Source organism: Acinetobacter sp. SH024, from assembly GCF_000163635.1.
Taxonomy (GTDB): Bacteria; Pseudomonadota; Gammaproteobacteria; order Pseudomonadales; family Moraxellaceae; genus Acinetobacter; species Acinetobacter pittii.
Window position 1 is genome coordinate 570,291 of the sequence record NZ_GG753601.1, and the last position, 26,007, is coordinate 596,297.

The following is a 26,007-nucleotide window of genomic DNA, read 5'->3' on the forward strand; positions in this document are numbered from 1 at the left end:
AACCCTTCTTACAATTCCTTTCAAGATTCTTTATGCAATCAATTTTGTTTTGGCGATAAAAACGGCAAGTTTGCTTGATATTTTATGCTAAACCTGTATACCTTTAAGCTTCAACATTCGTTTTCTTTTGCTGGATATCAACAGTGACACAAAAACTTGATCAAGTGACCATCTCAACTTTATCACTCGCTAAAACAAACACCACAAACGTCACAATAAATGCATTTCCTTCAGCTTTTGAGCAACCTGATATAAAAATGACTTTGGATAAAACAGCCTTAAAACCCGAACAACTTACACATATTCCAGATTTTGAAAAAATTCCAGCTTCTACAAAACGTATAAAACCGCTTAATAACTTTTTAGGGCAAGACCGTGCCAAAGCATCGGTAGAAGCAGGTATTTCTTTACCCTACTCTGGCTATAACATTTTTGCAGTAGGAACAGCAGGCTTGGGTAAACGCACCATGATTAAGCGTTTACTCCAACAACATGCGAAAACAATGCCTACTCCAGATGACTGGGTATATGTCTATAATTTTAAGCAGGCACGCCAACCACTTGCTCTACGCTTCCCTGCTGGACAAGGAACCAAGTTTCAACATGCCCTTCATCAAACTTGGCAAATTATTTTAAAACAGCTTGAACGCCGTTTTAGTGCCGAGACCTATCATAACCGTATTGAGCGTATCCGTGAGGAAACTGGAGATGAGCAGCAACAAGCGCTTGTCGAGTTAACCAAAGAAGGCGAAGAACTCGACTTAAAACTCATCTCCCGCAATGAAAAGCATGGCTTTGTACCTGTACAAGTAAAAGATGATCAGGTGCAAGAACTCACTCAAACAGAAATTGATTCTCTAAATACTAAGCAACGTGCTGAAATTGCAGCGAATGTTCGCTACATGGATAAAAAGCTCGAGCGTCTTGGTTTGCATTTAGGTGATTTAGAAGATGATGCACGTGACAAAGTCTCTGTGTTGAATCGAGACATCGCGACCCAAGTAGTTAAGCCACGCATGGATTTGATTTTAAATAAATATGGTCAAGTCAAAGGCCTTGAAGATTATTTAAAACAATATGCTCAAGATGTAATTGATAATGTTGAACTCATTTTAGAGCAAGAAGAAGATGACTTTGCTCCGGCAATGTTTAATCGTGTGCCTGCACGTTATCAGGCCAATGTAATTGTCTCAAACAAACCAAACAGTGGTGCACCAGTTATTTTTGAAGATTTCCCAACGCACTACAATTTGCTTGGTCATGTTGAACAACTTACTCACAACGGCACAATTACCACAGATTTCACGCTCATTCGTCCAGGTGCCCTACATCAAGCGAATGGCGGCTTTTTAATGCTTGAGGCCGAGCAATTACTCGAACAGCCTTATGCATGGCAAGGTTTAAAGCGCGCCTTAAAATCAGGTCAACTCAAGCTTTCTTCTCTTGAACATATGCTGACGTTAACAGGCTCTATCTCGATTGAACCTGCTGCTGTTCCGCTTGATATTAAAGTGGTTCTTATGGCAGAACCTGAAATTTATTATGAAATTTTAGAAGTAGAACCAGAGCTTGGTAGTGTCTTTAAAATTCGTGCAGATTTTACCGATACTCTGCAACGTAATGACGAAAATGAACAAGCCTACATGCAGCTAATTGCTGATTATGTACAAGCGGATAAATTACTTCCGTTTGACCGCAGTGCTTTAGCAGCTTTACTTACCGACTCAAGTCGTCAGGCAGAAGACCAAAGCTCACTGTCGTTACATGCTTCAACTTTAGGCGACCTCATTCGCGAAGCACATCACCATGCATTTAAAGCCAATGAAAAGCTTGTAACTGACCAGCACATTAACTTGGCACTACAACACAGACAGTATCGCTTAGGCTATTTAAGAGAACTTTACTGGCAAGATTTATCACGTGGAACTCAGTTAATCGAAACTTCTGGTCATCGTTTGGGTCAAATCAATGCCCTCTCTGTCATTCACTATGCAGATGTCGAGTTTGGCTTACCTTCACGTTTGACTGCATCAGTCTATCAAGGTGGCGGTGATATTCTTGATATTGAGCGTAGTGTGGAGCTTGGCGGCTCACTACATGCCAAAGGCGTGTTGCTCATGTCTAGCTTCTTGAAAGCTCACTTTGGCCGTGAACAGATTTTACATTTCTCTGCTGCGCTTGCATTTGAACAAAGTTATGGGCAAGTAGACGGCGACAGTGCAACAGTTGCCGAGCTTTCTGCATTAATTTCTGCAATTAGCCAAATACCAATTGATCAATCATGGGCAATTACGGGCTCTATGAACCAGTTAGGCCAAGTTCAACCAATTGGTGGTGTAAATGCAAAAATTGAAGGCTTCTATGATGCGTGTAAATTACAAGGTTTAACTGGTAAACAAGGTGTCATTATTCCACGTCAAAACATGCAGCATTTGATGTTACGCCAAGATGTGATTGATGCGGTACAAAGTGGTCAATTCCATATCCATGCAATTGATACGATTGATCAAGCGCTTGAGATTTTAATGGCCCGCCCTGTCGGTACACTCGACAAAAAAGGTAAGTACAGTAAACACTCTATTTATGCTGCTGTAATGGAGCAACTCGAATATTGGCAAGCCATTGAAGATGGCGCAGAAATTGAAGAGGAGCCAAAGAAGAAAAAGAAAAATAAGAAAAAAATTAAGAAGCATGAAGAACTTACTGCGGAAGATCTGCCGCAAGAAAGTGTAGAAGAAGTCGCAACCTTAAAACAGAAATAATAAAAAAGGGCCTGTCAAATACAGGCCCTTTTTACTTTTAGAGGCGCAAAATTAGCGAACGATTTGGATCGCTCGTCCTCCTGCTAACTGACTAAAATATTGTTTAAGTGCTTCAACACAGCGCTGAATTTTCATTGGCTGTTGGTCATGCTTGGCAACTTCTGCATACAAAGTAAAAGTTGGTAATTTCCAATCTGGCATGAGTTCAATTAAAGAACCATTTTTTAACTCTTTTTGAGCATCTAAATATAAAATTCTTGCAATACCATGTCCTTGCTGACATAACGCTTTTGCAACTTGTAAATTATTGCTTTGCAAACGGCTTTGCATTTCAACATTAAGTGTTTCACCCGTTTTTACATGTTGAAAATGGAAATGGTGCGCGTCATTCATGACATTAATTGATAATAACTCATGATCTCTTAAATCATTAGGATGCACAATTGGACTAGATTGATTCAGATAACTTGGAGAAGCAACCAAAATCTGATCGACAAAAGCCATCGGAATGACAGAGCTGCTTTCTTCTACCGGCGTAGAACTCATGCGCACTGCAATATCAATTCGCTCTTCAATTAAGTCGATATAACGATGCCCAACCTCAAAATGCACAGATAAACCGCGATGAGCTGACATCCAGTGAGATAACGCAGGAATGAGGTGCTGAACTGCTAAATCAGGAGTAGTTGCGATACGCAAATCCCCAATTAAGTCATCCCTCAACTCATTAATTCTGATTTTCCCCCTTTCAGCAGCCGCCAACATTTCTTGACAGCTTGAAAAAAAAGCCTGTCCGGCTTCTGTCAAACTGAGTTTACGCGTGGAGCGATGTAATAGAATTACATCCATTTCATGCTCAAGGGATCGAATCTGCTGGCTCACCGCACTTGTTGTAATTCCTAATTCACGTGCCGCACCACTAAATGAACTTTTTTCAACCACACAAGCAAAAACACCCATCGCACGAAGCTGATCTAACATAGGTTTCCTCAAATCTAATTCTAAATTTATAAAAAAATGCTTATTGTTGTAATGAAAGCAACCAATTATATTATACGAGGAAACCTAAGTTTTATGCATTAGCTATTTTGGTAAAAGATTTATAGGATTAATTGGTTTTCCGTCCAAACGAATCTGGAACTCAAGCATGACCTGAGAAGCCCCAGTAGAGCCCATCTCGGCAATTTTTTGTCCAGCAGTTACATTATCACCGCTTTTCACCAACATCTTGCTATTGTGGGCATAGGCACTAATATAGCCATCAATATGCTTAATTAAAACCAGATTGCCGTATTCTTTTAAACCATCAGCTGCGTAGACAACTTGACCATCTGCTGCGGCATAAATAGGGTCACCCTGATTTCCACCATAACGGATTCCTTTGACATTATTTGCCAAATTAAACCCTTGAATCACTGGTCCATTATTCGGTTTTATCCAGCGTAAACTAGAATTTGGTGCAACCGAGGTCACTGTCGTATTCGTTGATGGTGCGGTCGTTGTAGGCTGAGTTACTGGTGTAACAGGTTGTGTGGTTGGTAGAGCAATAGTTTGACGTTTGATTTGCTCAGGTTGTGCCATGACTTGCGTAGATACTGTTCTTGGTGAAGAACCTTTCTTCAAACGCAAAGACTGATTAACATAAATACGATATGGCGGAGCAATATCATTCATTTCGGCAATACTAATATAGTCGAGACCATAACGCATTGCGATACCACTTAAAGTATCACCTGAACGAACTGTGTAATAGTTAGGAGCCATTGCATAGCGAGAACTATTATTAATTTGTGGTTTAGAAGCACACCCTGCCATAGCAACGGTAAAACCTACAGCCACAGACAACAACATAATTTTCATTATTTTGTCTTTTTGGATATGCACTCTGCTTTGTTGCCCAATTAAATGCATTGATCTCCCTCACTAAATGCTACAAATCATTTCGGCTAAGAGTACCAAAAAAGTAAGAGGAAACACGTTCCTCTTTTTCTTTATTCACAAAGTTATAACATTCGAGGCAAATTATTGACTCAAACTGATCTGTAAATCTTCTAAAACAGCGTAATTTGTTGCATCCATTTGAATAGGGGTAACACTTACATAACCGTTTGCAACGGCAAAGAAATCAGATTGAATCTGGCTAGAAACACGTTGCGGATCTGTAACCGCCTCACCTGCTAGTCCAATCCAGTAAACTTGACGTCCGCGTGGATCGACATGACTGGTAATAGGCTTAGATTGAGCACGGCGCCCTTGATACGTAATCTGTGCTCCTTTTAACTGCGGCACGTCAGGAATATTAATATTAAAGATATGTCGCGGAGGTAAAGCTGGTAATCCGCTTGCAATAAAATCATGTACCCATTTAGCAGCCTGAGCATAATCTTCTTTATTGTTATAGGCACGCACATCAGGACCCGCTAAAGACACAGCGATTGCAGGTTGTTTCATTAAACGACCTTCAAATGCGGCCCCTACCGTTCCCGAATATAAAACATCATCACCTAAGTTCGCGCCACTATTGATTCCGCTCACGACCAAGTCAAACTCAAAATCAAACAATCCATTCATGGATAAATAAACACAATCTGCTGGTGTACCATTCACTGCCCAAACATCTTCGGCAATTTGAATGGGGCGTAATGGTCGATCCAATGTTAATGCACTTGAGAAACCACTTCTTTCACTTTCTGGTGCAACCACAACCACGCGTCCAAGGGGTCTTAATGCTTCAGCTAAAGCCTGTATACCTGGCGCAAAAACACCGTCATCATTCGCAATTAAAATATTCACTAAAATCTTTCTCTACAAATAAACCTAAAGGTTTTCACAATTGAATTATTTGTTGAATTATATATATTTATGCCTCCATAGCATTATAAAATTGTGAAAAAATGAAAACTTTCGCTCCTTTTTTTCAGGTATTGGGGATCAGTATCACATTGTGTACGCAAGCGGTTTTTGCAGATGAGGATATATCAACACAAGAGGCTGATAGCTTAATTAAAGATGACATTGCCGCAACGCAAGTTTTGCAGGAAATCTGCCCAGCTTTCGTCGGACCAAATAAAAAACTTGAGTCAAACGCGCAAAAGATTATTGCGATGTATTTAAGTGGTTATTCAAATAAATCAATGACCTTAGCGACTCTACAAAACGATGCTGAATTTAAAACTTTATTAAATGAAGCACGTCTTACGGCAAAACAAATGGACCATCACGAGCAACATGAGCTCTGTGAAGAGATCGTTAATTATAAAGAATAGATCTTACTCTTTTTTGATCTAGAGACTTATTCATTTTGGGTTTTCTGTTTGCCATTAAGCAGAAAACCAACATAACAATACATTTTTTCCATTTTTTTAAATTCTAAATTGGTTAAGCTAACGGCATATTTAGAAATTTTATTTTGGGTTATCGATGTTTATGAAGAAAAGCTTAGTTCAATCGCTCTCTTTGGTTTTACTTATGAGCATGGCAACAGCTGGTTTTGCTGCTGATAAGAAGAAAACAACTGAAAAGAAAACCGAAAATGAAAATGTTGTTGAAGTCACTCCACAACAAGGCACGACTCCTGAAGAATTAGCTGCAATTCAAGTGCTTTCTGAAATTTGTCCAAGTTTGATTGGTAAAAAAGACGCTGATTTTGCTCAAGGCTATGAACGTTTAGTTAAAGACTACCTACCAAATGAAACTGATGCTGTTTCTGCATTAGAAAAACGTAGTAAAGACAAAGCTTTCAAGAAATACTTAAAAGAAGCACGTAGCGATGCGAAAGCTGCTGGTGATGAACAAAACACATTAGTTTGCCAAGACGTGAAAGCATATCAATCGCAAAACTAAATTAGTAAAAAACTCTTGAGTTACAATACTGTTTGAAAAAGCCGACTTCTCCCGTAGAAGTCGGCTTTGCTTTATCCTAAAATGCTAGGCTCTTCTGCTTCATACAAGATATTGGAATTACCTAGAATGACTCGAAAAAGCGCTATTGCTGCACTACTCCTCTTACCAAGTTTTTCTTATGCAGCAACTGTCTTATCAGCTCCGCCAGAATTAAATAATAAGTCTTATGTATTAATGGATTATGAGACAGGCCAAATTCTCGCTTCTAAAAATGAAAACGAAAAGCTTGCACCTGCGTCTATGACAAAAATGATGACCAGTTACATCATTGAACAAAAATTATTAAAAGGTGAACTGACTGAAAATGAGCAGGTTCGTATGAACGAGTCTGCATGGTGTAAAGGAAGTAGCTCTGAATCATGTATGTATGTTCCTTTAAACGGTACAGCGACAGTTCTAGAAATGCTCCGCGGTATTATTATCCAATCAGGTAATGATGCATCAAAAGCAATGGCTGAACATATTGCAGGAAATGAAGGCACGTTTGCTCATATGATGAATCAGGAAGCAAAACGTATCGGCATGGTAAACACCCAGTTTATTAACTCGACTGGTATGCCAGCTGAAGGCCACTATTCAACTGCAAAAGATATGGCTGTGTTAGCACAACATATTATTAAAGACAGTTCAAAATACTATCCAATTTACTCTGAAAAAGAATTTACTTTTAATGGTATTAAACAAGGTAACCGTAATGCCTTGCTTTACACTGACCCAAGTGTAGATGGTTTAAAAACAGGTCATACAGATGAAGCGGGCTACTGCTTAACTACTTCTAGTAAACGCGGTCCAATGCGTTTAATTTCAGTGATTTTTGGTACTCCAAGCATGTCTGAACGTGCAGACCAAACTCGTACGTTACTGGCTTGGGGCTTTGCAAACTTTGAAACTGCAAATGTTCAACCAGCCAATCAGGTTCTTGCAAAAGCAAAAGTTTGGTTTGGTAAAGAAGATGAAGTTCAAGTTGGTTTAGCTGAAAACTTTAGTGTGACTATGCCTAAAGGTAAAGCTGATGGCATTAAAACTCAGTTAGTGGTTCAACCTAACTTAAATGCACCACTTCAAAAAGGTCAAGTTGTCGGTAAGCTTGTTGCTAGCCTAGATGGCAAAGTAATTGCTGAAAAGCCGTTAGTTGCATTAAAGCCAGTTGAAGAAGCAGGTTTCTTTGCTCGTTTAATCGATCATATCAAACAATTCTTCAGCAACTTATTCTAATTTTTGAATAGTTGAATTAAGCACTCATGCTATTTAGCCTGAGTGCTTTTTTATTTTATAATTCGACTAAATTTTATTTTGATACTTCTTATGGCAAAGAACATTCGTCCTTATCTTGAACACCACCCTCAAGTAGATAAAACATGTTATATCGATGAAATGGCTGTTGTGGTTGGTGACGTTAGCTTAGCTGAAAATGTTTCTGTCTGGCCTTTTGCAGTCATCCGTGGTGACGTAAATAGTATTCAAATTGGCAAAAACAGTAACGTACAAGACCATTGTATGTTGCATGTAAGCCATAAAAATGATGCCAAACCGAATGGCTCACCTCTGATTATTGGTGAAGATGTAACGGTTGGACACCATGTGACTTTACATGGCTGTACCATTGGCAACCGTGTTTTAGTCGGAATCAACACCGTTATTCTAGATGACGTGATTATTGAAGATGATGTGATGATTGGTGCAGGAAGTTTAGTTCCACCTCGCAAAGTCTTAAAAAGCGGTTATCTCTATGTAGGAAGCCCTGTACAACAAGTGCGCCCGCTAACTGAAAAGGAACTGGCGTTTCTTCCTTATTCAGCAAGACATTATGTAAAAGTGCAAAATAATCATAAAGCTGCACAAGCAAATCAGGATTAATTATCTATCTTGATTATGAGTAATAAAAATTCTGCTTTTTAAACGATATGGTTTTATCGTATTGCTCATATCGTTTAGCAGATCACCGTAGCCAAAAACCCCTAAATTTCGTATTATACGTCTTTTAAATCATGGTGCTTTTTTATGGCCGCATGGACTCCTCATGTCACTGTTGCTACAGTCGTAGAAAAAGACGGACGCTATCTGTTTGTAGAAGAGCATAGCGAAGGTTTTGTACACACAGTATTTAACCAACCTGCTGGTCATGTGGAATGTGGTGAGTCATTAACAGAAGCTGCCATTCGAGAAACACTTGAAGAAACAGGCCATCATGTTGAAATTGATGCTTTGCTCGGTATTTATACTTATACCCCACCAATGTTTCCCGATCGCACCTATTACCGTTTCTGTTTTCTAGCGCATGTAACTCAGGTTGAAATTGATCCTCAACTCGACACAGGTATTATCGCTGCTGTGTGGATGACACCGGATGAACTCAAAGAATCTGCCCGTGCTCGCAGTCCTCTTGTGCTAAAAGCAGTTGAAGATGCTATGAAAGGCCACCATTATCCTTTATCGCTTATTTATGAGCACCCCTTCTCTCCCTCATTAACTTCTCATTTGGATGCCTAGTCCTATGCAACAACGTGTCATCGTCGGTATGTCTGGTGGTGTAGACTCTTCTGTTTCTGCAGCACTTTTACTTCAACAGGGTTATCAAGTTGAAGGTCTTTTCATGAAGAACTGGGAGGAAGACGACGGCACGGAATACTGTACGGCAATGGAAGACTTAGCTGATGCCCAAGCAGTAGCTGATAAAATCGGTATTAAGCTGCATACAGCAAACTTTGCTATGGAATATTGGGATCGAGTGTTTGAACTTTTCCTAGCTGAATATGCGGCTGGTCGCACACCAAACCCAGATATTTTATGTAATAAAGAAATTAAATTCCGTGCATTTTTAGATCATGCCATGACTTTAGGTGCAGACTTCATCGCGACTGGTCATTATGCACGTCGTGGTGAAACCGCATATAACTCTAAAGGCGAAGCATACGCACCATTATTACGTGGTGTAGATAACAATAAAGACCAAACCTATTTCTTACATGCCGTTCATGGTAGAGAAATTAATAAAACATTATTTCCAGTAGGCGAAATCGAAAAACCTGAAGTTCGCAGAATTGCTGAAGAACTTGATCTTGCTACAGCAAAGAAAAAGGACTCAACAGGAATCTGTTTTATTGGGGAACGTCGTTTTAATGACTTCCTTAAACAATATTTACCCGCTCAGCCTGGGAAAATTGTACTTGATACAGGTAAAGAAGTTGGTGAACATCACGGTCTGATGTACTATACGCTCGGTCAACGTGGTGGAATTGGTCTAGGTGGTTTGAAAGGTGCAGCTGAAGGTGCATGGTTCGTACTACATAAAGATCTGGCCAATAATCGCCTCGTTGTAGGTCAGGGACATGAACACCCACTCATGCAAAGTACTCAACTGTGGAGTGAGTCAATTGACTGGGTAGCTGGTGAACAAAATATTCCAGTTGAAGGATTACGCTGTACAGCTAAAACGCGTTATCGCCAACCTGATCAGACATGTACAATTTTTATTGATGAAAACACTGAACACGGAGTTCGCGTTGAGTTCGATGAACCTCAGCGTGCTGTTACACCGGGTCAAAGCGTTGTATTTTATTCAGATGAAGTTTGCTTAGGCGGGGGTGTCATTCACCATACAAATGCCCCTACACCAAATTTTATTTAAGGGAATGAATGGCATGGTGGAGTTACCATTTCAACAATCACAAGCCTTGAATGTTCGCCAAAACCGTGCCCTTGCCTTGGCTGGGGTATTTCAGGCCACTCAGCTCACCCATATGACAGCCATGACGGGTCAGCAAAGTATTGGTGAAAGTGGTAACTTCTATTTTGAACTATTAATCAAAGCAAGTTTAAATATTCGCCCTACAGCCAACAATGGTGTTCAAACCTTAGATTTTTTTAATCAGTTAGCAGATATCTCTTTAGGGCTTAAAACACTCGAAAATTGTATTACTCAACCTTTTTCAAACATGCCTAAGTCTCGCCTTCCAAAAATGGGCACGGCCAAATTGCCAATGTCCTATGCGATGTCGCTCTTACAGCTAGAAAAAAAGGTTTATAGCAATCCTGAATATGTCGCAATCATTGAAAAAGCTCAGCAGAAAATTTTAAAACAGCTGTCTTTTTTTGATAATAACTACTTACACCCGAGCATTTTAGCCAATTTAGCGCAAACTTATGTTGATACGGCTGGCCAGATTAACCCACGCATTTTAGTTCGTGGTAATGCAGAAGCATTTAAAGATACCAACCATACTAACCGCATCCGTGCTTGTCTGTTTACTGGCTTGCAAATGGCCCATTTATGGCGACAACTCGGCGGTAGTTCATGGAACATGATTTTTAGCAAACGTAAATTGCTACAGGATATTCAAGCACTTGCTCGTTTACAGTACCAAGTCGTTTAAGACTATAAACGAGATTTTTTTAGTTTTATGTTTATTCCAACATTAAGGAATCGTTATGAACGCTTTAACCGCACTATCACCATTAGATGGACGTTATGCCAGCAAATGTGATGCGCTACGCCCTTTTCTTTCTGAGTTTGGTTTAATCCATGCTCGTGTCACTGTAGAAGTGCGTTGGTTACAAGCACTTTCTAACCGTCCGGAAATTGTTGAAGTTGCACCTTTTTCAAACGAAACAAATGCAGCTTTAGATGCAATTGTTAGCAACTTCTCTGAAGAAGATGCAAATCGTATTAAAGAGATTGAACGTACGACTAACCATGACGTTAAAGCAGTTGAGTATTTCTTAAAAGAGAAAATTGCTGGTATCGCTGAATTACAAAATGCGGGTGAATTCATTCACTTTGCATGTACTTCTGAAGACATCAACAACTTGTCTCATGCGCTTATGCTTAAAAATGGTCGTGAAGTTTTAGTATCAAGCATGAAGCAAATCCTTAATGCGATCTCTGCTTTGGCAACGACTCACGCTGAACAGCCAATGTTGTCTCGTACACACGGTCAAACTGCTAGCCCAACAACTTTGGGTAAAGAAATGGCGAACGTGGCATACCGTTTAGCTCGTCAAATCAAACAATTTGAAAACGTTGAGTTACTTGGCAAAATCAATGGTGCTGTAGGTAACTACAATGCTCACCTTTCTGCTTATCCAGATGTTGATTGGGCTGCTCATGCACAAGCTTTTGTTGAATCTTTAGGTTTAACATTCAACCCTTATACAACTCAAATCGAACCACATGATTACATGGCAGAGTTGTTTGATGCGTTACGTCGTTTCAATACGATTTTAATCGACTTTAACCGTGACGTATGGGGTTACATCTCTTTAGGTTACTTCAAACAAAAATTGAAAGAAGGCGAAGTTGGTTCATCAACAATGCCACACAAAGTTAACCCAATTGACTTTGAAAACTCTGAAGGTAACTTAGGTATTGCAAATGCAGTATTGGCTCACTTAGGTGAAAAATTACCAATTTCTCGCTGGCAGCGTGACTTAACTGACTCAACTGTATTACGTAATATGGGTGTTGGTTTTGCACAAAGCTTAATTGCTTTCGATGCGTGCTTAAAAGGTGTTGGTAAACTTGAGTTAAATGCAAACCGTTTAAATGAAGATTTAGACCAAGCTCAAGAAGTTTTAGCTGAACCAATTCAAACTGTAATGCGTCGCTACAACATTGAAAAACCATACGAAAAGTTAAAAGCATTAACTCGTGGTCAAGCAATGACGCGTGACATGATGGTTAATTTCGTAAATGGTGATGAACTTTCTCAAGTACCAAGCGAAGAACGTGCGCGTTTAGCTGAACTTACGCCTGCAACTTACACAGGTAATGCAGCTGAACAAGCGAAACAAATTAACGATCTAATTAGCAAAATTTAATTAAAAAGTTTACAAAAAGCGGAGCTTAGGCTTCGCTTTTTTATTACACTCATATAAATCACAATAAAGACTCCATAAAATGATCGAAAAACAATTCAAACTTAAACACTATATTGCTCTTGGCTTGCTTTTGATTGCGATTGTTATTTCAGCTATTCAGCCTCTTGAATTTGAAGCGTATTTACTTCACCAAACGGGCACTGTGTTTATGTTGATTTTGCTCTTTGCTATTTTTAAGAAGATTGGACTCAATTTTTTAAGTTTTACTTTCTATCTGCTGTTTTTGCTCATCCATATTGTTGGCGCACATTACCTGTATTCATACGTTCCATACAATGATTGGATACAACAGGTATTCAATTTTAATTTAGATCAATACATGGGTTGGTCCCGTAATATGTATGATCGTTTGGTTCATCTTGCCTATGGTATTTTTCTCTACCCTCTTACTTATCGCGTGTTTCAAGTGTGGTTACCATCAGTAAAGCCATTCAGTCTTTTTTTATTAGTAGTTCAATTTGTAATGGCATCAAGTGTTTTATATGAACTTATTGAATGGGCAATTGCTATTGGATTATCTCCCGAAGAAGCCGAAAATTATAATGGGCAACAAGGCGATATGTGGGATGCCCATAAAGATATGCTGTTAGCGACTATTGGGGCAATTTTCTATGGACTTCTTGCACTGATGCTTCCATCTAAAACAAATAACTCATAAATAAAAAAGCGCTCAATGAGCGCTTTTTTAAGATCACTTTAGACAACAGGATAGGTTTGTTCTAAAAGGCTTTGTAAAACCGAAGAAGTCGTATCAGGTAAAACATGCTCAAGATTGGCAGTGATATTACTAGCGTTCGTAGTTATATCACTCTGGTCATTTACCTGAGTAGGCTTTAATGCCGCTGAAGACAAAAGAGTTTCAATTGGGTCTGGTTCACTAGACGTAGAGCTTTTTAACAAATCATCTATTGGCACAGATTTCTGCTGCTGTCTATCCGTTTCATTTGTTGTGCTTTGTACTAACTTTAATGTATTTAACCCAACACTATCAGCAACAGATACAGTTTCTGTATGAGCAGTATCAACAGCTACATCACTCAAACTAGCAGTCTTTGGAGCAACTATCTCAAACGTAAAAGGTAAACTTATTTCGCTAGTAAACCCTTCAGCATCTGTTTGCATTAAAGTAATCGTATGTTTACCAATGGCTAAAGTTTTATCAAGTGTAAATGACCACTCACCATTAGCATTTACCTGACCTATTTTAATAATTGAAATTGCTACTCCGTTATCGTAAATAGTCAAACTTGCATGTGATTCAGCTTTGACAGTGAATTTCGGGGTTGCATCATCTGTCTCAGAGTTAGCAAGAATTTGTTTTATAGAGGTTCCATTATCATCATATACCTTAAAACTCGGTTTATCAGGAGGCGTATCCTTTGTACCATTGATTTCTAGAGCTACAGAACTATTTCCAGAGGCATCTATAGCAGATACAGAGGCTTTATCTTTAACAGTTAAAGCGGGTGAAATCGTAATTGTAAATTTTCCATCCGCATCAGCTACTCCACTACCAATAACCTTAGTACCTATTGTTATTTGTATTTTTGCATTTGCTTCAGCAGTTCCTGTTACCGTTGTTCCATCTGCATTAATTTGAGCTGAAGGTTTATCTGGCGCCAGAGTGTCATAGCCAGATTTAATTTCTAAGGGTTTAGAGGTATTACCTGCTGCATCTTCAACAATGATCGTCGCCTTTTGTGCCTCTTTTAAGGGTGAAGAAAGCGTAATTTGGAATTCACCTTGAGCGTTTGCGGTACCAGTTCCAATCACTTTACCATCTGCATCTTTTATCTGAACTTTTGCATTAGCCTCTGCTATTCCTTCAACTACTGTTCCTTCTTTATTTAATTCCAGTAAAGGAGCTTTTGGAGGGATAGTATCTTTACCAGCAAAAATAAGTGTCGCTTCTGACTCATTTCCAGCTTCATCTATAGCAACTACTTTACCGCCCGCTTCACTCGTCAAAGGCGGAGTAAATTTATAAGAAAACTTGCCTTCTGGACTCGCAGTTATAGTATCTATCAATTTATCACTGGCATCATAGATTTTGACAGTAGCCCTAGGTTCAGTCTTACCATCCAAGATCGAGCCATCTTCACTTAATTGAGCTTCTGGGGCATCGGCAATTGTGTCTTTACTACCAGTCACAGTACCTGCTTTAGACATATTGCCAGCAGCATCCTCAGCAAAAACATTTAATTTATTTCCATTTGCTAAAGGTTTATCGAGTTTAATTGTAAAATTACCGCTTGCATCTGCAACACCCGTTGCGATCGTATTACCAGCAGCATCTTTAATATAAATTTTTGCATTTGCTTCCGCTTTACCAGTAACCGTAACAGTATCATCTGCAACAGTAGCAGTCGGTGCAGCGGGTGGTAAGATATCTACAGGCCCTGAAGAATCATCTTTGTCATCATTATCAAAAGCCCAAAGATATAAACCTTCAGCAGCTAAAACAGCCAAACCTGCTTTTAGCACATTACCCATTGAAAAAGTTGGGGAATCATCAACTGCCATTGTCGAGGCTGGTTGGCTCGTGCTTGTATAGGCTAAATCTGTGACATGGTTTAAACCTGTATAGTCGATTACCTTACCTTGAGCATCAAATTGTGCCTCAACAAATTTTCCATGTTCAGTCGGAAGAACAAGTGAATGTTCTGTTGTATTCGTTGCTTCATTAAAGAAATTTTCTAAGACAATAGTCTCTCCATTTTTTAAATGGACGACTAGATTTCCACCTTGTTTTTCCACCGATGCTATATCTTTTTGACTTACGCCAATTTGAATAATAGAAGGTTTACTTAACACGACCTTATTGAGCTGACCATCTTGCAGAACGTCCAAACCCTCTTTGGATGCTACAATTATTCTTGTCATTATTTCCTGTCCTAAATTTCAGTTATATTTTTAAATGTCTAACTTTTTAAATATTTCATTTAAAAGCTATTTTATTGCTGTTTAAAATATCAAAACCATGTGGTTATCACAATTCAAAAATTATATTTATCAACATTTATTTTTTACTTTCCATTAAAAATCTAAACCTATTTAATAAGACAAATTTGAATATTAACTTTATAAAAAAACCAGCATTTAAGCTGGTCTTTTATAACATTTGAATTATATAAACTTATAGTTTTGGATCACGTACCTGCACAAGCGTCGTGTTCGCCTTTGCTAGGCTTTCCATGACTTTGCTCATTACAGTAGGAATCAAACTATCTGCCATTTGCGCTGCTTGTAAACCCAGCTTTTCACCTAAAGTCGCTTTCTTACGTGTATTAATGACATACACATCATGTTGCGGCAATAAAGCTAATAAGTACTCATCAGATGTTTGTAATTTATCAACAAGGTTCAAATCTAGAGCATCTTCACCATACCAATGCTCACCTGTCGCCACCTTATCAACATTAAGCTGTGGGCGATACTTTTCTACAAAGTGCTTAAATAAGACATGAGTTTGTTGCAGTTCTTCTTCAAACTTCGCTTTACCTTCAGGCGTATTTTCACCAAACATGGTGACTGTACGCTTATACTGCCCTGCTGTGTAAAGCTCAAAATCCACATTGTGTTCTTTTAAAAGGCGATTAAAGTTTGGAACTTGAGCGACCACACCAATTGAACCCACAATAGCAAACGGCGCTGCAATAATTTCATTTGCAATACATGCCATCATATAGCCACCACTTGCAGCGACTTTATCAACACAAATTGTTAAATGAAAACCTGCATCGCGTAAACGCACCAACTGAGCTGCTGCCAGACCATAACCATGCACCATACCGCCTGGGCTTTCGAGACGAACTACAATACGGTCACGTCCTGCTTTAGCAGTTGCTAAAATCAGGGTAATTTCTTCACGCAAGTTTTCAACTGCCGAAGCTTGAATATCACCTTTGAAATCTAAAACAAAAATCTTCTGATTATTTTTACGGCGAATTTTAGCTTCTTTAGCAAGTTGTTGAGCTAATTGTAAAAGTTCTAAACGGCTTGCCGTAGTTTGCGCAATTTTTTTTCTCTGTTCATTGACACGTGCATTTAAATGGCTGACACGTATTTCCGCAGGGAGTTTAGGCAAATGGAATAACATAAAATTCTAAGCTCATAAGTTTATCTTTATAGCCTTAAGATGTGGTCCTTTTGATTAAAATTCAATAGCGATTTTGCAAAATAGAGTCATTTTCATTTATAAAATAAAAAAAAGAGCACATGGCTCTTTTTCTTTTATTGTTTATTAATCAACCGAAGCGACCAGTAATATACGCTTCCGTTAACTGATGGTCAGGTTGAGTAAAGACTTTTTCAGTTGAATTGACTTCAATTAAATCACCTAAATGGAAATAAGCAGTACGATCAGAAACACGTGCCGCTTGTTGCATTGAGTGAGTCACAATCACAATTGTGTATTGATTCGACAATTCAGAAATAAGTTCTTCTACTTTTGCTGTTGCAATTGGATCGAGTGCCGAACACGGCTCATCCATTAAAATCACTTCAGGACTAACAGCAATGGTACGTGCAATACATAAACGTTGTTGCTGACCACCTGATAAACCTGTACCTGGCTGGTTCAAACGGTCTTTAACCTCATCCCACAAACCAGCTTTGCGTAAACTATTTTCAACAATTTCTTCTAGGTCATATTTATCACGCGCTAATCCGTGAAGTTTAGGACCATAAGCCACGTTGTCAAAAATAGATTTAGGGAATGGGTTTGGCTTTTGGAACACCATACCAACCTGAGCGCGCAATAATACAACGTCTAGATTTGGGTCATAAATATTGTGGTTATCAAGGGTAATTTTACCTGTTACGCGGCAACCATCAATCGTATCGTTCATACGGTTTAACGTACGAAGAAACGTTGATTTACCACAACCTGAAGGGCCAATAAATGCGATCACTTCATTTTGGTAAATATCTAGGTCAATACCTTTGATAGCTTCAAAATCACCATAATAAACATGGGCATCTTGTGCACTAATTTTAATTTCGTTTGAGTTCTGCTTTTTTGAAGTATGTGGTTCAAAATGCGAAACATACGAAGTGCCATGATTCAGCGATTTATCTGTAAATTGAGATTGTTCAGTATTCACTAACTTATCCTTTTCTAAGGAATTCGTAATATCAATAGTATTCATGATTTATCCTCTATTACCAACGCACTTCGAACTTTTTACGTAACCAAATTGCAAGACTGTTTAAACCAATCATTAATGCAAGTAGTACGATAATCGCAGCAGCAGTACGGCCTTCGAAGAAGTTACGCAACTCATTACCCTGCCATAAGTAGACCTGTACAGGTAAAGCAGTTGCTTGATCAAATGGAGTTGCTGGAATACTTGCAACGAATGCACTCATTCCAATTAAAAGTAAAGGTGCGGTTTCACCAAGCGCATGTGCAACACCAATAATTGCACCTGTCATAATGCCCGGTAATGCCAACGGTAAAACATGATGGAAAATCGTTTGGAATTTAGAAGCCCCCAAACCAAGTGCCGCTTGACGAATAGAAGGTGGCACTGCTTTTAATGAAGCACGCGTGGTAATGATGACTGTTGGTAGTGTCATTAAGCTTAAAACCAAACCACCCACCAGCGGAGCTGATAAAGGCAAATGCATCCAGCCAATGAAAATTGCAGCACCAAGTAGACCAAATACAATTGAAGGAACAGCAGCTAAGTTATTGATGTTAACTTCAATAATGTCGGTAAGAACATTTTTTGGAGCAAACTCTTCGAGATAGATTGCGCTGGCAACACCAATTGGGATCGCAATGATGATCACGATGAGCATCATGAATAATGAACCCATGAATGCACCTGCAAGACCACTAATTGCTGGAGAACTACGAGAGTCAGGATTCTTAAATAAGTTCAAGTTAAATGTACTTTCAAGAACACCTTTCGCCTTTAACTCATCTGCAAGCTTACGCACTTCTGGATCGAGTTGTTGCTGATCATCTGGTAAGGAACGGTCAATATTACCTTTTAACCAAACATCGACGTTCGCATCACCTAAGAAGGTAATATTTTCTTTTTTACCAATGAGTGATGGATCTGCAAAAACCATATCACGTAGACGATAAGCTTCCGAGCTTGCATATAAGCTGCTCAAGTAGTCACGTTGTGATGCAAGTGCAGGATCTTTAGCAATCATTCCATTTACAATGATGCCATCCCAATCGACCATACCCATTTTAGTTTGCCAATCAACATAACGTTCTTGGTAATGTGCAGGTGTTTCACCTTGAGTACGTACAGGTACTGGTCCCGCATCAATCACTTCAGGGTCAAAGTAAATTGGAACATTCATACTAGTTTGCCAAAAAGCAGGTAAACCTTTTGCCAAGATACTACCGAACAAGAGAGCAACGAATGCAAGACCAATAATGACTGCCGAGAAACCCGCAAAACGGAAAGCTTTTTCTTTGCGATGACGTTTAGCCAAAGATTTTTCAATAACCTGTTTACGTCGTTCACGTGTTTCGGCAGCAGTTTTCGGATCAAATACGTTCTGATCCATAGGAGACGATGTATTTGATGTACTCATTCGTATTGCTCACGGTATTTACGCACAATGTACAGTGCTACAATATTTAATCCCAAGGTAATAACAAATAGTGTTAAACCTAGCGCGAATGCAACCAATGCTTGTGGACTTGAGAAGTCTGTATCTCCAGTCAACTGTTTTACAATAGTTACTGTCACTGTCGAAACAGCTTCAAATGGATTTGCGTGTAAAAGTGGACTGTTCCCTGCTGCTAAAACCACAATCATGGTTTCCCCAACGGCGCGAGAGACTGCCAATAAGAAAGCGCCTGTAATACCCGGTAAAGCTGCTGGTAATACGACTTGACGAATTGTTTCAGACTTAGTCGCACCAAGTCCTAAAGAACCGTCACGTAGTGCACGCGGGACTTGAGTAATAATGTCATCTGACAAAGATGATACAAACGGGATAATCATAATTCCCATTACAAAGCCAGCAGTTAAAGCACTCGTCGCATTAATCTCTAAACCAACATATGCACCCGCTGCTTTAAAGAATGGTCCAATAATCATCATGGCAAATACACCATAAACAATTGTTGGAATACCAGCTAAGACTTCAATTGTTGGTTTTGCCCATGAGCGGAACCATGGTGAAGCATATTCAGCTAAATAAATTGCGATCATTAATCCAACTGGTACAGCAACGAGTAGAGCGATACCACTGACCATGAGCGTACCCCATAGCAATGGTAATAAACCATAACTGCCTTCAGCATTACCAGAAGTACTAAAGCCCGGATTCCATTCTGTACCAAAGAAAAAGTCCATTGGACTAACAAAACGGAAGAAGTGCATTGCTTCGCCAAACATCGACATTACGATACCGATGGTTGTTAAAATCGCAACACCAGAACATAAAATCAAACCAACATTAATGGCACGTTCAACTTGGTTACGAGCACGATATTGTTGGCTGATTTTTTTCTTTGCCCAAACCAACCCCAATAAAGCAGCACAAATTACAACAGCAAATTTGGCAAAAGAGCCAATGGTTTGAAATTTTGCAAACTGTTGAGCAGCAGCTAATTCGTAGGCTGCCGGTTTATCGCTCACCCCAAAACCTGAAGCAATTGATTGAACACGATCAACCAATACACTTCTACCCGCTTCATCAAGAGAAGCACTTACAGACGCCGGAATATTATTAAAAATAATATGATTTAAAATACTTGGTTCAACCAAGTTCCAAATGATCAAAATTAAAAAAGCAGGGATACCGCACCAAAGACCAACCAGTGCGCCATAATAACCAGGACGAGAATGTAACGTCGCCGAGTTGCTTCCCTTACCTGCTATGTTACGGCTCTTTCTCAGCCCAAGTTGATATGCAATTGCCACGAGGGCTAACAACACACCGATAAGTAGCAGATTCATGTACTCTCCACTGTTTTCTCAATTGTCATAATTTGGAAAAACTAGTTAGACAAAAAGGCTGATGAACTCTTAAGATCACCAGCCTTCATTCAAACTAACTTATTTAACAGTTTTACCTGCTTTAAAGTCAGCCAAAACTTTTGCACGTTCAGCATCAGACATCGCGATTAAACCATCACGTTCAGCTTTAGAACCTTTACCAGTTGCTTTCTTGCTTACGAAATATTCTACATATTGCGGTAAGCCTTTAACTGATTTTAAGTGTTCGCCTTTCACGTAGAAGTACAATGGGCGAGATACAGGGTATGTACCATTCAATACTGTCTTCTCAGATGGAACAACGTTGTTTACTGTTGCTACACGTAACTTGTCACGGTTCATGTCATAGAAACTTAAACCAAACACGCCTACAGCACTTGGAGAAGTTTTTAAGCGCGCTAATGTTTCTGTATAGTCGCCAGCGATTTCAATTACACGGCCATCTTTACGGAAAGTAGAACATGCTTTCTTCTGAGCATCTTTATCTAAGCTCTTGAAGTATTCATATGCTTCACAACCAGCTTCAACCATTTTCTCTTGGAAAACTTCACGAGTACCGTGATTAGATGCAGGGATTACAAGAGTAATCGGTTCATTTGGAAGTGTTTTATCAATTTGATTCCAGTTTGTATATGGGTTTGGAACCAATTTACCTTTTGATGGTAACTGTGCAGCTAAAGCAGCAAACACATGGTAAGGTTTTAATTTATAAGCTGCTTTGTGTGAGTTAGACGCGAATACAATACCGTCATAACCGATTTTGATTTCTTGAATTTGTTTTACACCAGCTTTGTTACAAGCTTCGATTTCAGTGCTTTTAATTTTACGAGAAGCGTTAGCAACGTCGATCGTGTTATCGCCAACACCTTGACAGAATTGTTTCAAACCAGCAGAAGAACCGCCAGAACCAACTACAGGAGTTTTAAATTGAGGGAAAGTATTACCAAACTCTTCAGCTACAACGCTGGCAAACGGTAATACAGTTGAAGAACCAGCAATTTGAATCGTATCACGAGCTGCATTTGCAGTCGTTGTTACAGCTGCCCCAGTTACTGCTAACGCAATTGCGATTTGACGTGGATTTAAGCGCATTCTGTTCTCTCTCATTAATGCAATAGGTTGTACGTCACTTTTTGTTGAGTGCTTGTACGCTCTTCGATAGCTGCATTGTGAATAGAAAATATGACAATTAAGTTACAGTATGATGACGCTTTAATGATTTCGATAGTGTTAACTGTCACATTAATATTTTTTATGTACTATCAATTAGTTATTTTAAATAAAGAGATTATTTAACCCTCTCTAGCAATCTATATTATGACATTAACTAAAAATATTAAATTTTTATTTTTTATAAATATAAAAACAAAAGGTATTATAAATATATTAAAAAACGGTAATTTAGTGATTTATTAATTTTATTATTTAAATATTTTCTATCATTAAAATTATTATTAAAAATTTCTATAAAAAAACAATTTCTTTGTAACATGAAAATAATATGACAAAAGATAAAGGGTTACCAACCTTAAGGCTGATAACCGCAATATCATTGTCAATTTAAAGGATCAATTCGATTGTACTTCTGGCAGAACAACCATTTTTTTACGATATTTTAAGAAGTACATCACAGCTAAAACAGCAAGCCAGATTGGTCCTAAAATAACTGCCAATCTCATATCTGGAGTCATCGCCATAATAATAAGAATAAAGCATACAAAGCTAATGGTTAAATAATTGCTCCATGGACTAAGAATACTTTGAAATTTAGTCTGACGTTTTTGCAATTTCATCGCTTTAGTAAATTTCAAATGTGTGACTGAAATCATAAGCCAGTTAATGACAAGCGCTGCGACAACCAACATCATAAAGAGCTGAAAAGCTTGACCAGGAATCAGATAATTCACGACCACACATATTGCTGTAATAGATGCAGAAACAACTGATGCTGGAACTGGAATACCGCGACTGTTTACTTTTTTCAAAATTGCAGGAGCATTACCCTGCTCTGCCAAACCATGCAACATACGGCTATTACAATAAATACAGCTGTTATAAACAGAAATAGCAGCAATTAAGACCACAAAGTTCAAGACGTTCGCAACACCGTTACTATTGAGTGACTGGAAAATCATAACAAATGGACTGCCGCCTTCTGCCACCATGTTCCATGGATAAAGACATAAAAGGATACCGATTGCACCGATATAAAAAATTAAAATACGGTACACTATCTGATTTACTGCTTTAGGAATAGTCGTTTCAGGTTTCTTCGTTTCAGCTGCAGCAATACCAATTAATTCCAATCCGCCAAACGCAAACATAATGACAGCTAAAGCCATGACAAAACCGTGAATCCCGTGCGGGAAGAAACCACCGTGTTGCCATAAATTTGCAACACCCGCTTGCGGACCTGCTGAGCCTGAAAGTAAAAGATAAGCTCCGAAACCAATCATACTTAAAATGGCAACAATTTTAATGCAGGAAAATAAGAACTCGGATTCCCCAAAAAAGCGAACATTTACCAAGTTAATGCCGTTAATTAAAATAAAGAAAAATAAAGCAGTTAGCCATGTCGGAATTTCAGGCCACCAAAACTGTATAAACGTCCCAATCGCACTCAATTCAGCCATGCTGACGAGTACATATAATACCCAATAGTTCCAGCCAGACATAAAACCCGCCATTTTGCCCCAATACTTGTTCGCAAAATAACTAAAAGAACCACTGACCGGCTCTTCAACAACCATTTCACCTAAATGGCGCATAATTAAAAAGGCAATAATTCCTGCAATTGCATATCCTAATAAAATTGAAGGACCAGCCAATTTAATTGTTTGTGAAAGACCTAAGAATAACCCTGTTCCGATCGCCCCTCCGAGTGCGATGAGTTGAATATGCCGATTGGATAAGCCTTGTTTTAAATCGTGCTTATTGTTTGCATCCATAACATTATCTCCAATGTTGGTGTCACTTCCTGTACACCTTTATTCAGCACCATATCCGAAGGCCAGAACCCGACCTTCGGAAATAAGTAGCTTTAATATGAGTCCATTTAATTTTTGAGAAGACTTGTCCTGTCTTCTATTTAAAAAGAGATTGCATCCTTACATTTAATCGGTTGGGAACGCTCCTTTAAAATTTCGTAACCGCGATCACCGTAGTCAAAACGAGCAATCACAGAAGCAAATTTTTTCAAACTTACCGGCGCATCCATTGCTGGTAGTTTTAATTCAATGAAAGCTAACTGATCATTTTGCTGAACGTTGTCTAAAACACTCTTCAGCTGTCCAGCGGTTTCAACAACATAAGTTGTATGGCCTTTTTTACCGTTAAATACCGCAGGAATTTCAGTGTATTTCCAGTTTTGCACGTCGTTATAGGCCGCGTTTTCACCCATAATGAGGCGCTCAATGGTGTAGCCACCGTTGTTCAGCAAGAAAATGATTGGTTTTAAACCGTGACGGATAATCGTAGAAAGCTCTTGTACCGTAAGCTGGAATGAACCATCACCAATAAATAGAATTTGACGACGTTCAGGAGCAGCCAACAGACTACCAAGCAAAGCCGGTAAGGTGTAACCAATAGAACCCCAAAGCGGCTGAGCAATATATTTAGCTGTGGCAGGAAGTTTGATACCTGACAAAGCAGAGTTTGATGTTCCTACTTCACCAATAATCACATCATCTTCTTTTAAGAACCCTGAAATGTAATTCCAAAGCACATCTTGGCTTAACTTTTGTTGAGCTGGAGCTTCAATTACTTTCGACGGTTGTTTTTCAAGAAGAGGTATTGTCGATTTACGTGGAGCAACTTTTTTATTTAACTCGACAAGTAATTGTCCAATTTCAATACCCGGAAAATCCTGACCAAAAATATTTAGGCCATAAGATTTAATTTCGATGTAGTTCTTGGTCTCAATTTGATGAGTAAATACAGCTGAGCCTACATCGGTAAAGCGTGCACCAACACCAATTAAACAGTCAGATTGTTCAATGATATTTTTCACATGCGGTTGGCTTGCCCCACCCACATAAGTTCCAATGTAACGAGGTGAGCCTTCATCCATAATATTTTTTGCAGTATTCATGCCTGCAAATGGAATTGAGCATTTTTGAGACAAATCATTTAAAAGTGACGTTACACCAAAAACTGAAGCTTCATTATCAATAAGAAGCGCTGGACTTTGAGCATTCTCAATAATGTCACAGAGTTTGCTTACCACACTCTGCAATAATTCAGGTTCAACAGCTGGGTAGCTTAAGTCAAGCGGACGTTCAGATACTTCAATCTTAACGTGAGTAATATCGCCTGGTAGTTGAATGTGCACAGGACGGCGCTCAAGGAAACACTGACGTAATACACGGTCAATTTCAAAAGCTGCATTTGCAGGAGTTAAACGTGTTTGGGCAACTGTGAACTCTTTCATACAGTTCATAATATTGTCATAGTTACCATCGACAAGCGTGTGGTGTATTAGAGTGCCCTTTTGAACTGCATGTAACGGTGGAATTCCTGAGATATGAATAAGAGGTATATTTTCTGCATAGGCACCTGCGATGCCATTAATGGCACTTAAGTCACCTACACCATAAGTGGTTGCCAAGGCAGAAAAACCGTTAATTCGTGCATAACCGTCTGCTGCATAAGCAGCATTTAATTCATTACAATTTCCAATAAATTCGAGTTGTGGGTCTGCTTCAACTTGTTCTAGATATGAGAGGTTAAAATCACCAGGTACTCCAAAAAGATGTTGGATACCCATTTGTTTTAAACGAAGATTTAAAAAGTCACCGATTTCTATGAACATTGCTCTATATCCTTTGAGACCAATTTTTATTCCATAGAAAAATAATATTTCATCTATCTTTTAGATTTCGTGCATAATGAAAACGCATTTTAATAAAAATACATGATTTGTGTATCATAAAAGGATTTTATGCAATGGATAAGTTCGACTGGCAAATCATTCAGGCACTACAAAAGAATGGACGGCTCACCAATCAGGAAATAGGAGATTTAATTGGTTTATCTGCTTCACAATGTTCAAGAAGAAGGCAGCTACTCGAGCAAAAAGGCATCATTCTAGGCTACACTGCACGCATCCAGCAACAAGCGCTGGGACTCGAAGTTACAGCGATGATTCACATTAATTTAAGGACACACGAGGCAAAATCACAGCAGGCTTTTCAAGAACTCATCGAAGCAGAAGATAACATTCAAGATGCATTTTCAATTAGTGGCGATGCGGATTTTATTTTAAAAGTCGTTGCTGAAAACTTAGAACAGCTTTCTCAATTTGTAACCGAAAGATTGCTTTCTTATAATTTTATTGGCCACATAAAGTCTTACATTGTTCTAAAAAAAATTAAAGAACAGAATCATTTTTTAATCAAACCTAAAGGTCACGGTTATCATCACACGACTTAAGCAGGTTAGTATTTAATAAGATAATTTAAAATAAAAAGGCGGATTTATCATCCGCCTTA

The 26,007-nt window shown here is 38.8% G+C and carries 22 protein-coding genes; 11 read left to right on the top strand and 11 right to left on the bottom strand.

Going from position 1 to position 26,007, the window contains the following annotated elements; all coding sequences use genetic code 11:
• Nucleotides 1-143: 143 nt before the first annotated feature.
• Nucleotides 144-2,762, top strand: a complete 2,619-nt coding sequence (locus HMPREF0013_RS15285) for a Lon protease family protein (protein WP_002118620.1) — start codon at nt 144-146, stop codon at nt 2,760-2,762.
• 51 nt (nt 2,763-2,813) lie between these two features.
• Here the strand turns inward: HMPREF0013_RS15285 and HMPREF0013_RS15290 are convergent, their stop codons facing one another.
• The 3 genes from HMPREF0013_RS15290 to surE form a co-directional block, all read right to left on the bottom strand.
• On the bottom strand, nt 2,814-3,743 hold the full coding sequence (locus HMPREF0013_RS15290) for a LysR family transcriptional regulator (RefSeq protein ID WP_002118686.1): 930 nt from the start codon (nt 3,741-3,743) through the stop codon (nt 2,814-2,816).
• Between the two features lie 102 nt (nt 3,744-3,845).
• Nucleotides 3,846-4,673 (bottom strand): peptidoglycan DD-metalloendopeptidase family protein, encoded by an 828-nt coding sequence (locus HMPREF0013_RS15295; RefSeq protein ID WP_002119027.1) that lies wholly within the window; start codon nt 4,671-4,673, stop codon nt 3,846-3,848.
• 111 nt (nt 4,674-4,784) lie between these two features.
• Entirely contained in the window at nt 4,785-5,555 is a 771-nt protein-coding gene (surE, locus tag HMPREF0013_RS15300; protein ID WP_002118784.1) for a 5'/3'-nucleotidase SurE, read from the bottom strand.
• A 101-nt stretch (nt 5,556-5,656) separates the two neighbouring features.
• Here surE and HMPREF0013_RS15305 point away from each other — a divergent pair, with 101 nt between their 5' ends.
• From HMPREF0013_RS15305 to HMPREF0013_RS15345, 9 genes are all read left to right on the top strand, one after another.
• Nucleotides 5,657-6,028, top strand: coding sequence for an MCR_0457 family protein (locus HMPREF0013_RS15305; RefSeq protein WP_002118529.1), 372 nt, complete (start codon nt 5,657-5,659; stop codon nt 6,026-6,028).
• Between the two features lie 154 nt (nt 6,029-6,182).
• A complete protein-coding gene (locus tag HMPREF0013_RS15310) occupies nt 6,183-6,605 on the top strand; it encodes an MCR_0457 family protein (protein WP_002118406.1) in 423 nt (140 codons plus the stop codon).
• Nucleotides 6,606-6,731: 126 nt separating this feature from the next.
• Nucleotides 6,732-7,880, top strand: coding sequence for a D-alanyl-D-alanine carboxypeptidase PBP5/6 (dacC, locus tag HMPREF0013_RS15315; protein ID WP_002118558.1), 1,149 nt, complete (start codon nt 6,732-6,734; stop codon nt 7,878-7,880).
• A gap of 90 nt (nt 7,881-7,970) precedes the next feature.
• The gene (locus HMPREF0013_RS15320) at nt 7,971-8,522 is read left to right on the top strand and encodes a gamma carbonic anhydrase family protein (RefSeq protein ID WP_002118988.1); all 552 of its coding nucleotides are present in this window, start codon (nt 7,971-7,973) and stop codon (nt 8,520-8,522) included.
• Nucleotides 8,523-8,666: 144 nt separating this feature from the next.
• A complete protein-coding gene (locus HMPREF0013_RS15325) occupies nt 8,667-9,155 on the top strand; it encodes an NUDIX hydrolase (RefSeq protein WP_002119006.1) in 489 nt (162 codons plus the stop codon).
• Nucleotides 9,156-9,159: 4 nt separating this feature from the next.
• A complete protein-coding gene (gene mnmA, locus HMPREF0013_RS15330) occupies nt 9,160-10,293 on the top strand; it encodes a tRNA 2-thiouridine(34) synthase MnmA (protein ID WP_002118444.1) in 1,134 nt (377 codons plus the stop codon).
• Nucleotides 10,294-10,306: 13 nt separating this feature from the next.
• The gene (hflD, locus tag HMPREF0013_RS15335) at nt 10,307-11,038 is read left to right on the top strand and encodes a high frequency lysogenization protein HflD (RefSeq protein WP_002118587.1); all 732 of its coding nucleotides are present in this window, start codon (nt 10,307-10,309) and stop codon (nt 11,036-11,038) included.
• Nucleotides 11,039-11,093: 55 nt separating this feature from the next.
• The gene (gene purB, locus HMPREF0013_RS15340) at nt 11,094-12,482 is read left to right on the top strand and encodes an adenylosuccinate lyase (RefSeq protein WP_002118712.1); all 1,389 of its coding nucleotides are present in this window, start codon (nt 11,094-11,096) and stop codon (nt 12,480-12,482) included.
• A gap of 79 nt (nt 12,483-12,561) precedes the next feature.
• Nucleotides 12,562-13,200, top strand: coding sequence for a DUF2238 domain-containing protein (locus HMPREF0013_RS15345; RefSeq protein ID WP_002118728.1), 639 nt, complete (start codon nt 12,562-12,564; stop codon nt 13,198-13,200).
• A 38-nt stretch (nt 13,201-13,238) separates the two neighbouring features.
• Here the strand turns inward: HMPREF0013_RS15345 and blp2 are convergent, their stop codons facing one another.
• From blp2 to HMPREF0013_RS15385, 8 genes are all read right to left on the bottom strand, one after another.
• Nucleotides 13,239-15,425: an Ig-like repeat protein Blp2 gene (gene blp2, locus HMPREF0013_RS15350; RefSeq protein WP_005803814.1), complete on the bottom strand. Its 2,187-nt coding sequence runs from the start codon at nt 15,423-15,425 to the stop codon at nt 13,239-13,241.
• 253 nt (nt 15,426-15,678) lie between these two features.
• A complete protein-coding gene (gene sohB / locus HMPREF0013_RS15355; protein ID WP_002118820.1) occupies nt 15,679-16,641 on the bottom strand; it encodes a protease SohB in 963 nt (320 codons plus the stop codon).
• A gap of 148 nt (nt 16,642-16,789) precedes the next feature.
• On the bottom strand, nt 16,790-17,692 hold the full coding sequence (gene pstB, locus HMPREF0013_RS15360; RefSeq protein WP_005067963.1) for a phosphate ABC transporter ATP-binding protein PstB: 903 nt from the start codon (nt 17,690-17,692) through the stop codon (nt 16,790-16,792).
• A 13-nt stretch (nt 17,693-17,705) separates the two neighbouring features.
• Nucleotides 17,706-19,103 (bottom strand): phosphate ABC transporter permease PstA, encoded by a 1,398-nt coding sequence (pstA, locus tag HMPREF0013_RS15365; RefSeq protein ID WP_005803816.1) that lies wholly within the window; start codon nt 19,101-19,103, stop codon nt 17,706-17,708.
• The gene (gene pstC / locus HMPREF0013_RS15370; protein ID WP_002119004.1) at nt 19,100-20,479 is read right to left on the bottom strand and encodes a phosphate ABC transporter permease subunit PstC; all 1,380 of its coding nucleotides are present in this window, start codon (nt 20,477-20,479) and stop codon (nt 19,100-19,102) included. Before pstC ends, pstA begins: the two co-directional genes overlap by 4 nt.
• 99 nt (nt 20,480-20,578) lie before the next feature.
• A complete protein-coding gene (locus HMPREF0013_RS15375) occupies nt 20,579-21,610 on the bottom strand; it encodes a substrate-binding domain-containing protein (protein ID WP_002118975.1) in 1,032 nt (343 codons plus the stop codon).
• 476 nt (nt 21,611-22,086) lie between these two features.
• Nucleotides 22,087-23,466, bottom strand: a complete 1,380-nt coding sequence (locus HMPREF0013_RS15380) for an amino acid permease (RefSeq protein WP_002118750.1) — start codon at nt 23,464-23,466, stop codon at nt 22,087-22,089.
• Between the two features lie 140 nt (nt 23,467-23,606).
• Nucleotides 23,607-25,328, bottom strand: coding sequence for an alpha-keto acid decarboxylase family protein (locus HMPREF0013_RS15385; protein WP_002118792.1), 1,722 nt, complete (start codon nt 25,326-25,328; stop codon nt 23,607-23,609).
• 134 nt (nt 25,329-25,462) lie between these two features.
• On the opposite strand from HMPREF0013_RS15385, the gene HMPREF0013_RS15390 reads away from it, so the two are divergent.
• On the top strand, nt 25,463-25,948 hold the full coding sequence (locus HMPREF0013_RS15390; protein WP_002118966.1) for an Lrp/AsnC family transcriptional regulator: 486 nt from the start codon (nt 25,463-25,465) through the stop codon (nt 25,946-25,948).
• Nucleotides 25,949-26,007 lie beyond the last annotated feature (59 nt).

Coding starts and splice junctions, on each gene's coding strand:
- HMPREF0013_RS15375 (WP_002118975.1), bottom strand. CDS start 21,610: ATGCGCTTAAATCCACGTCAAATCGCAATTGCGTTAGCAGTAACTGGG.
- pstC (WP_002119004.1), bottom strand. CDS start 20,479: ATGAATCTGCTACTTATCGGTGTGTTGTTAGCCCTCGTGGCAATTGCA.
- HMPREF0013_RS15345 (WP_002118728.1), top strand. CDS start 12,562: ATGATCGAAAAACAATTCAAACTTAAACACTATATTGCTCTTGGCTTG.
- mnmA (WP_002118444.1), top strand. CDS start 9,160: ATGCAACAACGTGTCATCGTCGGTATGTCTGGTGGTGTAGACTCTTCT.
- HMPREF0013_RS15305 (WP_002118529.1), top strand. CDS start 5,657: ATGAAAACTTTCGCTCCTTTTTTTCAGGTATTGGGGATCAGTATCACA.
- dacC (WP_002118558.1), top strand. CDS start 6,732: ATGACTCGAAAAAGCGCTATTGCTGCACTACTCCTCTTACCAAGTTTT.
- pstA (WP_005803816.1), bottom strand. CDS start 19,103: ATGAGTACATCAAATACATCGTCTCCTATGGATCAGAACGTATTTGAT.
- HMPREF0013_RS15320 (WP_002118988.1), top strand. CDS start 7,971: ATGGCAAAGAACATTCGTCCTTATCTTGAACACCACCCTCAAGTAGAT.
- pstB (WP_005067963.1), bottom strand. CDS start 17,692: ATGAATACTATTGATATTACGAATTCCTTAGAAAAGGATAAGTTAGTG.
- HMPREF0013_RS15290 (WP_002118686.1), bottom strand. CDS start 3,743: ATGTTAGATCAGCTTCGTGCGATGGGTGTTTTTGCTTGTGTGGTTGAA.
- purB (WP_002118712.1), top strand. CDS start 11,094: ATGAACGCTTTAACCGCACTATCACCATTAGATGGACGTTATGCCAGC.
- HMPREF0013_RS15385 (WP_002118792.1), bottom strand. CDS start 25,328: ATGTTCATAGAAATCGGTGACTTTTTAAATCTTCGTTTAAAACAAATG.
- HMPREF0013_RS15380 (WP_002118750.1), bottom strand. CDS start 23,466: ATGGATGCAAACAATAAGCACGATTTAAAACAAGGCTTATCCAATCGG.
- HMPREF0013_RS15295 (WP_002119027.1), bottom strand. CDS start 4,673: ATGCATTTAATTGGGCAACAAAGCAGAGTGCATATCCAAAAAGACAAA.
- sohB (WP_002118820.1), bottom strand. CDS start 16,641: ATGTTATTCCATTTGCCTAAACTCCCTGCGGAAATACGTGTCAGCCAT.
- HMPREF0013_RS15310 (WP_002118406.1), top strand. CDS start 6,183: ATGTTTATGAAGAAAAGCTTAGTTCAATCGCTCTCTTTGGTTTTACTT.
- blp2 (WP_005803814.1), bottom strand. CDS start 15,425: ATGACAAGAATAATTGTAGCATCCAAAGAGGGTTTGGACGTTCTGCAA.
- hflD (WP_002118587.1), top strand. CDS start 10,307: ATGGTGGAGTTACCATTTCAACAATCACAAGCCTTGAATGTTCGCCAA.
- HMPREF0013_RS15325 (WP_002119006.1), top strand. CDS start 8,667: ATGGCCGCATGGACTCCTCATGTCACTGTTGCTACAGTCGTAGAAAAA.
- HMPREF0013_RS15390 (WP_002118966.1), top strand. CDS start 25,463: ATGGATAAGTTCGACTGGCAAATCATTCAGGCACTACAAAAGAATGGA.